The following is an 11991-nucleotide window of genomic DNA, read 5'->3' on the forward strand; positions in this document are numbered from 1 at the left end:
GTAGGCGTTGTTTTAGTTCCTCTTCGCTTTCAGCGATTTCAATCTTAAATGGGCGGCTCATGGGTATATCAACTTACCGACTTTGCTTCTACCTATTATATGCATCTTCATCTTAAATTGGTATAAATTATTAATAAATACGTTAGATTTGTGCTTATTACAGGTATGGCAGCAAGGCAATAAATTTAAAGAGAAAACTGCAAATTCGGGAAAAATGCTTCTTGGCAAATAGTGGTCAAATGTATTAGCAGAACCTATCCCACAGTACTGACATTGACTACGTATAGGCAAAACCTGTGACTCTATAATATCAGCCAAAAGTCTATTCAGTGGATTTGTCTTACCTAAATAACAATCTTCTAAATCTTCTTTCTCTAATCCGGTAAAACCTATTGGATACATTACTGAAAGGTCAGATATAGAATCACAATAAATTTTATAATAAATACAGATTTCTGGAGCTATTCTTTTCAAACGTTCTCCTCTTTCTAATCTTTTAGCTGAAGCTATATCATTAAATACCTGATGCGGTTCTAATGAAGATGGAACTAATTTCCTCATACATCATCTTCCTCTATTTTGTCTTCATAAATTGAGAGTAAAAAAGATTTAGTATTAAGGCTTAACTGCCTATCAAATAATTCAATTATTTCCTCATAACTATAAGTTTTCGATAGGTTTTTAAGATGGGTGCGGTAATTATTACGCTCTTCTGATGTCTCAAAAACCTCATCTATTATAGTTGTCAAATTTTCACCAAAACACTCAATTCCTAGCTGGCTATTCGTCAAGAAACCTACTCAGAACTATTTCAAGAACCAATTGGTAAAATATTATTAGAAAATCAACGCCTTTGTTTACTTGTCTTCGACTCAAAACGAGAGGTGGTACTGCAATGGATACCTTAGATAATTATCGCCAAATCATTCAAAAAATATTAAACGAATACGCTCAACTACCCTACGCTTATGGAGAACTAGAAAGACAACTAATTATAGACCAAACCGCTAACCATTACCTACTACTAACATTAGGCTGGGAAAATAATCAACGGGTGCATGGTTGTTTAATCCATATTGACATTATCAACGATAAAATCTGGATTCAAAGAGACGGTACAGAATACGGTATAGCCAACGAACTTGTTAACGCTGGTATTCCTAAAAATCAAATTGTTCTCGCCTTCCAACCAATCGATATTAGACAGTACACTGAATTTGCAGTTACTTAATTAAGTGTAATTTAGTAGGTGCGTTAGCGACAGCATAACGCACCCTACGAAAGTTGTAGGTTCTCAAGTCTAAGATCCTAAACTATTTGAAATAGTCACTGGCTTATAATCTGGCAATTATTAACTTTTCGCTGTCCGGCTGAAGACTCGATAGTATAGCGATGTACTAGTTTCTTTTAAGGGAAACAGCAAATAGGTGAGAGGATTTATTGCCACAATAATATTTCGGAAGTCTCGCCGAGCGAAAAATAAGATAGCACGAGCAACTTGCTGTGCAGACATCACTCCATAAGGATTCAGTTGACTCTTAAACGGGCCAAGAATTAACTTGCGAATTACACAATCCCCGTCCAAACGCTTCAGGGTAACAATCTCTCCTAGCGATCGCTTGCTGAGTTCATAAAGCGGACTCAACGCGGGAGAAACCTCAGCCTCAGAAGTGTTTACCCAGATTTCCTTGGTTGCTTTTGCTTGTGGGCCTGTTACAGTTGTCAAAAATATATCCATCAACCGCAATGCTGAAAAGGTATTCACTTCATAAGAAGAGTTGATAGCCTCCGGTGTGCGACTGGCATAGACATTGATCCCGTGGTTGATAATTAAAATATCTACTTTCTCTAAACTATTCCTCAGTTCGGCTTCGTTACCCAACTGCCAGGGAACCACCTTCACCCCAACTTGTTCTACTAATTTTTCTGGATTAGTAGTTAATGCCACAACTTTAGCATTATTCTTTACAAGTTCAGCCGCCAACGCTTGTCCCAACGCTCCTGATGCTCCGGTTAAAGCGATGGTTTTACCCTTGAGAGACAGTCCTGTGCCAAGAATTTTATCCACTAGGGGAAAGACACCACTGTAATAAGCGTTGACATCATCAAAATGATGCCGCCAATGGTAAGACCGATTTACCCACCAAATGGATGGAATTGTTTCTAAAGGGCCGGGTAGGTGGTTGTAGTCTGTATCAATTTTTCCCTGGAAATATCGCACAGACGCGCCATACAAGAAGGTGCAACCATAAGCTACTCCTAACCATAACCCCATTTGCTGGACAATTAAGGCAATTACCACCAATACCACCAGCAATAAACTCGACTCTAAAATGTCGTGATAGAGCTGGGATTCTTGATAAACTTTCAGGGAAACTATTGATAAATCGCGGCGATAAGCCATGTGGTGCTTGTTGTGCCATTTAGCAAGCCAATTGACTTGGTGACACAAAGCATGGTAGCTGTCTCTCAAGACCTCAGCGAGTAAAAGTGAGAAGAGTGCCCAACTAGCAAACTGCAAGCTGGCATTTAGCCAAACCCAATTAATTTGTAATTTTGCCTCAATTCCAATCAAGTTTTCAGCTAGCATTTTTATCATGTTTGTCTATACTCGTTTTTCTTAATCATTCTTCATGATCTGATAAAGGTGCATTAAGGTCGAGTCTAGAGCAAATTAAAATCAAAGGAAATAGGGAACAGGTGACAGGTGGCAGAGGAATGAGGAGTAGGCAGGGATAGTAAAATGTAACTTTTGTTGTAAAACAGGATGAAAAACAATTTGTCTTGAGTTGTCAGCAACCTAGCTTTGCATCCTCCGCCCACGGCACGTTGACGAGGCTTGGTCTGTTGAGTCTCAAAGTATATGCTGCTAAAGCTGGGCATTAGACCATCAAATGCTTTCCGCTTCAATCCAGTTAATGCCCGCAACAGTCGATCTTGCTTCAGCGCACCTTCAATATTCAGCATCATCCTTGCCTAGCACTGCTGTCTATTCTCTCTTATTTCCCGACAACTCTAATCAACTGTTTCAGATATCCTAAACTAGTAAAAGATATAAACTCTGTATTACAAAGAGATCTAGCAGGTTATAGATTTGTCGGAGGTGTATTTACAGATATCACCAATGAGCAAGAAATTGAAATGCTTGAGCAAGCAGTAAATGATAAAAATTTTCCTGCTGTGTCCAGCCATTTGAAGCGCTCCCTTGCTTTAATGAGTGACAAGGAAAATTCTGACTAAAGAAACTCTATAAAAGAATCTATTTCTGCTGTTGAAAGTGTTCAAAAGCTATTACTGGAAAACCAAAGGCAACTTTAGGATAAGTCCTGAAAGTTATAGAAGTTTCTAACGAGTTACATCCCGCTTTAAAAAATTCATTCTTAAACCTGTATGGATATACAAGTCATCAGGAAGATATCAGACATGCTATGTTGACTGAGCCTGATCTAACTATTGCTTATGCAAAGTACTTTTTACTTTCATATACGTCTTTCATAAATTACCTGAAATCGAAGATTTAGAGCGCGATCGCTTCTTGGTTATATTTTAGGATATGAGGAGCGATTATCTTCGACACGCTCCGCGATCGCAAGCAAGAATAAAAATAGCGATCGCCTTGTTTCTTTGTGTAAAGATGAGAAGGATTAAATTCTGATTTGTACTAAATATTAGAGGTTGTAATCTAAGAACCACTTAGATAATTTAGTTTAAAAAACTTGTAATAAATTTGGTTTAGACAGAAGCACAATCCCTGCAAAATGTTCCTGCTTTCGATGACAATATTTTTTGCTACCGATGAAACTTACATCGCAAACTTGGGAATAATAAATCGTGCCTGAGAAATATTTGAAATGAATCTCGGCAGATTAAGTGTGTTTTCTCATTGGCGATTAAAGGAGCAAATTGTTAATGAAAGAGAGTTCATCAGGGATTAAGCTAGGCTGTGCAATTGTTAGCAACACTTGTTTAGCAGCAGTAGCGATCGCTTTAAACGGAGCGAGTGCTTTTGCTGCTCAATTCATCACAATTCAAAGCACTGGCACATTATCAGGAACTATCGAACTTCCCAGAAATAATCCCAATTTCAATAACAGTATTACTCGTATTGATACGGATGACACTGGAACTTATTACCGGAACTTAGGTACTAATAATAATCCTAACTATGTTCCTGTATACCAGTCAGACTATTTAAAAGTAGAAACACGCTCTGATGGAAGTCTGCATTACTTTGTTGACTTTAAAGGTATTCCCTTTGTCTCTTTCGATGGTGTTCTCACATCGCCAGTTCTCTCTGGTGGTCAGTTGACACCCTATAAATACCAAGGACAATTGGCAGGAACCACATTTCAAGGAGTAGTTCAAGATGAATTTAATCTTACAAAAGCCTTCTACACTGGTACTGTAACTGACCCAGGCACCGGAAAGCAGTATCAAGGCACTTTTGAAGTGAGTGGATATGGGGTACGATATAGCGATCACAATGGTAGTTTAACTCCCACAGTCTTTGATTTTCAGTCCGATATCCCAGGTTTGCCAAGCGTAACATCCTTGACCATCACTAATGCTACCTTGGCGAATTTAAGAATTAAAGTACCTATAGATGAAACTTCTATTCCAGAACCCGCTAGCGTTTTGGGAACCTTTCTAGTAGCTGGTTTTGGTATGGTTTTGAAAAGAAAAAAAGACATCTGCTTTAAAAGGATGTTTGAAAAGCCGTAAAGTATACTAAAAAACCCTCTTTCGTTCTTGAGAGACTTTGAAATAGCATTCCCGCACTTCGTGCAACAGCACGAAGTGCGGGAATGGGGTTTAGGTTTCTAAACACGAGCCGAACTGGCAAAAGCCCAGCTGAATTTAATCAATCATCTATACGCAGTAGTTTGCGGTAAAACGGTTGTGAAAAATCGGTTGCACGATGACGTTTATAGTTATCCATAAGTTCAATTAAAAAATTAATAAACTCGAAACTAGCCATCATCAGTTCGTAACTTAGGTCAGCGTTGCCATCAAACTGGATTCGGCAACGGGTTAAGTCTGAGGGTAAAGTAGCAACATTCCAGGAGGCGACAAAGGGAACATGTTCACTGGCTTCTATCTTCCGGTGTCCCTCCAAGACCCCTTTTTGATAGAGACTGATGGCATAAGGTAAGAAATTCCGCTTAGTACCCTGAACGTAAGGTAAGTAAACACTGGCTTGTTGTTGAGTGGCTGGCTGGAGTTGGTCAATAGACATTGTTAAATATTCCTCAAGTTAGTTGGCAACTAGGGATATTAGTGGATGTTAGTAGTATTCCCAAAAGATGTGTCTAAAGCACACAGTGGGGAGTGGGTAGAGACGCGATTAATCGCGTCTGAACTGGGAAGCAGAGGGAGAAATCAATTCAAAATTCTAAATTAAAGAACTTCTGCCTTCTGCCTCCTGCCTCCTCTTTCTCATTGCCCACTGCTCTATAAATGAAGTTACTGCTAAGAAATATTAAAATTTCGGTTAGAATAATGCTGCATTAACTTTTATCGAAGTTGGGGATGATAACACTAAAAATCTCCACTGTTAAAGTGGTGGATGTTATTATTGCTGTTTCTCCCAAAAACGAGCTGCTGCTACCTTGCTATTACTTTGCCCAAACCTGAGTTCTCATTGGAGAAAGTCCCACTCTACAAGCTTCCTGCCCAAGTGGCTATTAAAGGAATCAAGCCTCTGTCTAAGAGTAGCAAACGTGGTTAATGTGAGGTAATTACGCAGAGTGGCGGTGACAACAAAGGTAGTCCCAGCGGCTTTTGGCTTAGGGATAGCGGGTATTGCAGTTTGCCCATTCCGATTAATATCGGGAAAAGTAGCTTAGGGATATTTGTCCGTAAAATTACTAACTGTAGACAAATAGTGGTTTTTGAATCAAGCAACCTAACCTATGCCAGCGAATTCCTGGCCCGAAGAAGATTCTTATCAAGAGCTTGATCCGCTCAACTCCTTGTTGTCTGACCTATCAGTAGATGAGGAGTCAGTGTTAGAGACAGATTCTATGTCTCTACCATCCCGGTTTCAAGGTCGTAGAGGCAAAGCCGCTCTAGTCTTGACTATCGTCTGGAGTGGCACGATCGCTCTACATTTAGTTTCTTGGGCTTCTATTTTTATTCTAGGACTGACCACCATTCTAGGATTTCATGCCTTGGTGGTGGTGTTTACTAAATCCCGTCGCTATCCAAAAGAAATACAGGGAGATTTGCCCTTTGTATCTGTGCTAGTGGCTGCGAAAAATGAGGAAGCAGTAATTGCGAAATTAGTCAAAAATCTTTGTAATCTGGAATATCCAGGTGGGCAGTACGAAATTTGGATAATTGACGATCACAGCAGTGATAGTACGCCGCATTTATTAGCAGAACTCGAACAGAAACACGACCAGCTGAAAGTACTAAGGCGTTCAGCAGAAGCTACTGGTGGCAAATCGGGGGCGTTGAATCAGGTATTGCCGCTGACAAAGGGCGATATTATAGCAGTATTTGATGCTGATGCCCAAGTAACACCAGACTTACTGCAACAGGTAGTACCTTTATTTCAAAGAGAAAACGTGGGGGCGGTGCAGGTGCGAAAAGCGATCGCCAACGCTAAAGTAAACTTTTGGACTAAGGGTCAAATGGCTGAAATGGCCCTTGATACCTGGTTTCAGCAACAGCGGACTGCCCTTGGTGGCATTGGCGAACTGCGCGGCAATGGTCAATTTGTCCGGCGTTCAGCCTTGGAAAGCTGCGGTGGCTGGAACGAGGAAACCATTACGGATGATTTGGATTTGACAATCCGCTTACATTTGGATAAATGGGATATTGAGTGTGTTTTCCATCCAGCGGTGCAAGAAGAAGGAGTGACAAGTGCGATCGCACTCTGGCATCAGCGCAACCGTTGGGCAGAAGGCGGTTATCAGCGCTATTTGGATTATTGGGATTTAATTCTCAAAAACCGCATGGGAACTCGCAAAAGCTGGGATTTGCTGATTTTTATGCTGATTATGTATATATTGCCAACAGCAGCAGTCCCAGATTTATTAATGGCGATCGCTCGTCATCGTCCACCAATCTTAAGTCCCATCACAGGATTATCCATTTCTATGTCGATGGTAGGGATGTTTACAGGTCTGAAACGGATACGTCAAGATCAGAAATTCCCACTTTCTACATATTTTATGATGCTGGTGCAAACCCTGCGCGGCAGTTTATATATGTTGCACTGGTTAGTCGTCATGAGCAGTACTACTGCCCGCATGTCGGTAAGACCAAAGCGCCTAAAATGGGTGAAAACTTTGCATACGGGGAATGGGGAATAGCCCCTTTGGGGAATTCAAAATTAAAAATTAAAAATGCAAAATTACCAAAAATAATTTTGCATTTTTTTATTCATCATCAATTTCTGATTCTTCTACCCATTCTGGTGTAGTTATGGAATCGGAGAATTCTGGGAAATCATCTGCAAAACGGATAATTTGTCCATTGAAAAATTCTGCTAGACGTTGAGCTGCGATCGCTACTTCGTCAGGTTCCCAATCAGTTGCGGGTGTTTGTTTTGGGGGTGGAGGCACAGTTTGCATCCCGTTTCCATTTGCCCCGTTTCCATTTACCCCATTTCCATTTCTTCCTGCCAACTCGGTTTTTTGTGGTGCTGGTGGTGAATTAATTGGTTGTGTTACTGGCGCTGGAGGCGAAATTTGCTGGTTGTAACTGGGTGTGGGTGGTTGCTGAACGCGAGTAGAGTCTTTTGGCGGAGGATTTTTTTTAGCTGAGGTAGAGTTTGAAGAAATTCCTTTTTCTATATTTATCTGGATTTCACGCTGGAAAGTCTGCTGGAAAGCTGCCGTAATCATCGGTAGATAAGATTTCCCTTTGTCATACCATGCCTGTTTGATAGCAATTCGAGCCACAACACCGTCGAACTCGATAAGTTGGCTCATTTGACGCAGCATTTCTTGCCTTGATTTTGGCTGGAGGTTAGCAAGAACTTGTTGCCAAACCTGAGTTAAGTCATATTCTGCTTCCCCAACAACTTCTGAAGTTACTGGTTCAAAGTTCACAGGTGACACAGGAACAGCTACAGGTTCTGGGGTTGGTGGTGAAACTGAGTTAGCAGCAGAATTGTGATTTGTTTGCCGTTCAACTGGGGGAGATGAAACGACGGGCTGATTTTGGGTAGCCGCTAGATGATGGTTTGCAGAATTATGATTTTTTTGCGGTTCAGCTAGAGGTACAGAAGAGACTGGGTGATTTTGGGCAACTGCTGGAGGATAGCTTGGAGATACAACAGGTGTGTTAACTCGCGGCGCAACACTTGGCGCTTGTGGCTGAATATTTGTCGCACTAGGTAACAATCCTAGTAATGTTACCTCTAACCATAAACGCGGCTGGGTGCTGTTTTTAATTTGCACTTCCGATGTTCGCAGGTGTTGCTGTCCTGCCAAAATCACGCTCATATCGAAGTATTGAGCAAACTCAACCAGCGCTGTCCAGGTTTGCTGAGTACAAGCAACCAAATCGTGGCGATTGGGCGCAGTTTTGGCAATGAGTAAATCGCGGTAGAAGGCGGCGAGATTTTGCAGAAGAGTTAGGGGTTCTCGACCACGATCTAGAATTTTGTGGGTACAGTCGAGAACTGCTTCGGGTTTATCTTGAGTGATCGCATTTAGAAGCCCCAGTAAGTCCTGCTCGCTCACTGTCCCAACCAAATCCCAAACTCTATCCGGTGTCACTTCACCCGCTAATAAACCCAATTGGTCAAGTAAACTTTCGGCATCTCGCAACCCTCCCTGAGAAAGTTGGGCTACCAGGGTGACAGCATCAAGTGAAATATGAATGTTTTCAAAAGATGCGATCGCACTTAAATGCTTCACCATCGCTTCTAACTGAATGCGTCTAAAATCAAACCTTTGACAGCGCGAAATAATTGTTGGTAATACCCGTTGCGGGTCTGTTGTCGCCAACACAAAAACTACATGTCTTGGTGGTTCTTCTAGGGTCTTAAGTAGCGCGTTGAATGCCTGGGTACTTAGCATGTGGCAATTATGCACTAAAAGTCCATTTGCCACAAAATTATGATTATCTGCTACTTCAATGTCATAAACTCGCTCAACGCCAGCGAGGTGAACAGATTCGACTGTCTCCAAACTTGTAATCCATCGAGGGGATGGAATATTGTTTAAGGTCTGCCAGCCATTTTCTACTGGTGCTTGCGCCCATCTAGATGTAGTGGTATGTTTTGCTTGTACTACTTCTGGTATAAAATTTTGTTGCGGCTGAATACCCCATTGTTGTAAGCCAACTGGCGATAAGTTGATTTTCTGCTCCAGAGAATCCTTCTGTATGCAATTGAATTTGTGGACTTCCTTGTGGACTGAGACTGAGTGAGCCATCATCCATGTACCACCAAGCAAGTCCTTCTGGGGTAATTCGATTAAGCCAGTCGATAGAGACGAGTTTTTTATCCCTATTTGGTTTAACGATGTCAAAGACATCTTTGAGTTGGGGATGACAAGCTGTGTTACAGGTAACTGAGATGTTTCCGTATCCTTTGTTAGCTGTAATTCACAGTTTTGGACGCAATTCTTGAAGGCGATAGGCTTTGTATTCCAACCATTCTTGCTGCTTTTCTGAGTGTGTCCAACACAATCTGGGGAATCTGCTGTATTTATTGGGATAACTGATAGAGCAATCTCCAAGCTAGGTTCCGTAGATAAGCCCAAGTGCATTTGGCTGGATAACTGACGCATCTGCAAGGAACTTTTCTGTTCTAAGTTCCCAAATTCCGTGTCCTTTTTTATATGGATGTTTTTCCCAGCGAGACTGGATACTGATGATTCCTCTGCCCTTTTTTTGTAAAAAGGTTGGGATATCAAGCTTTTCTCCACACCCGCAAGCACAGAAAGGTCGGAGTAATTCGGCTTGTTTAAGGATAGATTCCAGGTCGTATGATTTTTGACCTGATGTATTGCCTTTAAACTGATGTCGGCTAGCAAATCTCCGGGTACGTCCATCGATACCAAATTTGTAAATGAGGATGCCGCATCCACATTCACAGGGGATAGTATCTCCACTCCTTCTTTTACGTCCTTTGCTTGTAACCATCCCTGGTTTGTCCTAATTAAATGATTACCCGTACATCTAATTTCTCGGTTAGTTGTCTTGATAACCAGGGTTTGCCGTTCTCCTTGATCTAACCAGCCAACAACTTTCTTGAATTCCCACTTACCTGATGAGTCGTTGTAACTCAGAACCCTCTTATCTTTGATTTTGGGGTCATCGATTCTGTTAAACCCTTCATCAGTCAAGACTAGAGAATCTCCAGTTAGGCATTCGTCGATTACATAAACCTTGTAGCGACACTGCACAGGAGCAAACTGGGCTTTTTCAATCAATTCGCGGATATTATCGACACCAGTGTTGCTAGCGGCATCGATTTCAATTATGTCTAAGGCGTAGCCCTTGGTGATCCCCTGACAAACTTCACACACGCCACAGGGTTCAGCGGTGGGCTTATCGCTTTTGAGACAATTAAGAGATTTGGCCAGAATCCGGGCACTAGAAGTTTTCCCCGTACCTCTAGGCCCAGTGAATAAATAGGCGGGGGCAATTTTGGCTGTGCCGATCGCGTTCGTGAGAGTGGTGGCGATCGCCTCTTGACCCACCAGTTCAGCAAAACTCTTGGGGCGATATTTGTGGTGCAGGGGTTCGTAAGACATGGAAAAATAGACTTCAATGCCTTTCAACGTGAATTAGTAGCACCGAGTCGAGTTTAGGATTCAACTATTTTAAACTCTCGTACCTGCTTTGTTTATCGATGTTGCCATAGCCCTTGCACTCAACTCATGCCGTAAATTTTGGCACTCAGGAAAGCAAGAAACCAGAGCTTATCCTCTACTATGATTTCAACATCAATGTATCGGAATTATAGCATATCATTTAGTACATTTGTTCTAGTAAAGGAGTGGGAGCAGGTGAGAATAACTCTTGACAAATGACTAATGACTAATGACAAATAACTATACATTTTATTGAATGAACTAGCGTCATCGTCCAGTGCGATCGCTACAATTTTAGGATAAACAAAACTCGATGGTGCAGCAGATGCTCAAGCGGCTATTTCAATGGCTCAAAAAGCTTTTTCAGAGCTTGTTTGGTGGAAAACAGACTACCTCAAAATCAAGAGGAAATGTGGAAAAAGAACCAGCCCCACCCCTAAGCGATACGGATCTGGAATTTCTTTTCAACGAACTGTTGCAAGGAGTACATCAAGCACGAGGAGAAGAGTGGGCACGGAAGTGGTTGCATAATATTGAACATCGCATCCCTACTGAACGCTGGGTTGATTGGTTAGGGCGCTTTGGCGACAAATTGCTTGCATCACCTACACCTAATAATGAAATGGCTGCGCGGTTAGTGCAACTGGGTGAGTTGGGCATCGGGGAAATTGCAGATGTTGCCTATAGTATCGGGATGCAGTTGTTAACACGCAATCAAGGCGAACCAATTTGGGAATATGAAGGGCCAGATGCTGTTAGTACAAATTTGCCCTCTGAGCCAACTACCCCAGTATCAGAGTCAGCAGATGCACCAGAGAACCCCCCGGAGGGAGAATACCAAACTGTCACTCTAGAAGAGTTGTTTGTGATGTTGCAGGAAGATGAAAGCTTACGCCAGCAGATTGCTCAACAGCTTGCCGTTGAAACAGATGATCCACAAGTGCTTGTCCAGGCATTGATTAGTCAATTATATCCTGCTGGTCAATCGACTACAGAGCAAACAGAAAATTAACTGCTGCGTAGAATCAACAGATTTTGGATTTGCGTTATCCACAAAAGGTGTTAACGTAGCAGGACGTTAGTCTGTTATGAACCAAAAGAATCTGAAATCTAAAATTGGCAAAGTCAAAATTCCAGAGTCGAATCTGGAAATTGTAACGTTGTAATGCTATGCTCTTGAAGATTTGTATATTTTTTGCTAACCTGCTACGGA

General features: G+C 41.7%; 11 protein-coding genes. 6 read left to right on the forward strand and 5 right to left on the reverse strand.

Annotated features, from left to right (window positions below):
- Positions 1-57: 57 nt before the first annotated feature.
- Both H6G92_RS10755 and H6G92_RS10760 read right to left on the reverse strand, forming a co-directional pair.
- The gene (locus H6G92_RS10755; RefSeq protein WP_190893639.1) at positions 58-561 is read right to left on the reverse strand and encodes an HNH endonuclease; all 504 of its coding nucleotides are present in this window, start codon (positions 559-561) and stop codon (positions 58-60) included.
- A complete protein-coding gene (locus H6G92_RS10760; protein WP_190893641.1) occupies positions 558-791 on the reverse strand; it encodes a hypothetical protein in 234 nt (77 codons plus the stop codon). The genes H6G92_RS10755 and H6G92_RS10760 overlap by 4 nt, the downstream gene beginning before the upstream one ends.
- 39 nt (positions 792-830) lie before the next feature.
- On the opposite strand from H6G92_RS10760, the gene H6G92_RS41085 reads away from it, so the two are divergent.
- Together H6G92_RS41085 and H6G92_RS10770 are read left to right on the forward strand one after the other, a co-directional pair.
- Complete coding sequence (locus H6G92_RS41085) at positions 831-908, forward strand: hypothetical protein (protein ID WP_390625475.1); 78 nt, start codon at positions 831-833, stop codon at positions 906-908.
- Entirely contained in the window at positions 896-1231 is a 336-nt protein-coding gene (locus tag H6G92_RS10770) for a XisI protein (RefSeq protein ID WP_190893643.1), read from the forward strand. The genes H6G92_RS41085 and H6G92_RS10770 overlap by 13 nt, the downstream gene beginning before the upstream one ends.
- Before the next feature lie 120 nt (positions 1232-1351).
- Here the strand turns inward: H6G92_RS10770 and H6G92_RS10775 are convergent, their stop codons facing one another.
- Positions 1352-2599, reverse strand: coding sequence for a bifunctional sterol desaturase/short chain dehydrogenase (locus H6G92_RS10775; protein WP_190893645.1), 1248 nt, complete (start codon positions 2597-2599; stop codon positions 1352-1354).
- 338 nt (positions 2600-2937) lie between these two features.
- Here H6G92_RS10775 and H6G92_RS10780 point away from each other — a divergent pair, with 338 nt between their 5' ends.
- Both H6G92_RS10780 and H6G92_RS10785 read left to right on the forward strand, forming a co-directional pair.
- The gene (locus H6G92_RS10780; protein ID WP_190893647.1) at positions 2938-3240 is read left to right on the forward strand and encodes an AbiJ-NTD4 domain-containing protein; all 303 of its coding nucleotides are present in this window, start codon (positions 2938-2940) and stop codon (positions 3238-3240) included.
- Between the two features lie 669 nt (positions 3241-3909).
- Positions 3910-4722: a PEP-CTERM sorting domain-containing protein gene (locus H6G92_RS10785; RefSeq protein ID WP_190893649.1), complete on the forward strand. Its 813-nt coding sequence runs from the start codon at positions 3910-3912 to the stop codon at positions 4720-4722.
- Between the two features lie 139 nt (positions 4723-4861).
- Here the strand turns inward: H6G92_RS10785 and ebsA are convergent, their stop codons facing one another.
- The gene (gene ebsA / locus H6G92_RS10790) at positions 4862-5236 is read right to left on the reverse strand and encodes a type IV pilus biogenesis protein EbsA (RefSeq protein WP_190893651.1); all 375 of its coding nucleotides are present in this window, start codon (positions 5234-5236) and stop codon (positions 4862-4864) included.
- A gap of 676 nt (positions 5237-5912) precedes the next feature.
- Here ebsA and H6G92_RS10795 point away from each other — a divergent pair.
- The gene (locus tag H6G92_RS10795) at positions 5913-7319 is read left to right on the forward strand and encodes a glycosyltransferase (RefSeq protein WP_190893653.1); all 1407 of its coding nucleotides are present in this window, start codon (positions 5913-5915) and stop codon (positions 7317-7319) included.
- A gap of 66 nt (positions 7320-7385) precedes the next feature.
- Here H6G92_RS10795 and dnaX read toward each other — a convergent pair whose 3' ends face one another.
- Positions 7386-10718: a DNA polymerase III subunit gamma/tau gene (dnaX, locus tag H6G92_RS10800; RefSeq protein ID WP_190893655.1), complete on the reverse strand. Its 3333-nt coding sequence runs from the start codon at positions 10716-10718 to the stop codon at positions 7386-7388.
- A gap of 385 nt (positions 10719-11103) precedes the next feature.
- On the opposite strand from dnaX, the gene H6G92_RS10805 reads away from it, so the two are divergent.
- Complete coding sequence (locus H6G92_RS10805; protein WP_190893815.1) at positions 11104-11790, forward strand: hypothetical protein; 687 nt, start codon at positions 11104-11106, stop codon at positions 11788-11790.
- Positions 11791-11991: the final 201 nt, after the last annotated feature.

Origin of the sequence: Nostoc foliaceum FACHB-393 (assembly GCF_014698505.1) — a bacterium.
In the GTDB taxonomy this organism is placed as follows: domain Bacteria; phylum Cyanobacteriota; class Cyanobacteriia; order Cyanobacteriales; family Nostocaceae; genus Nostoc; species Nostoc foliaceum_A.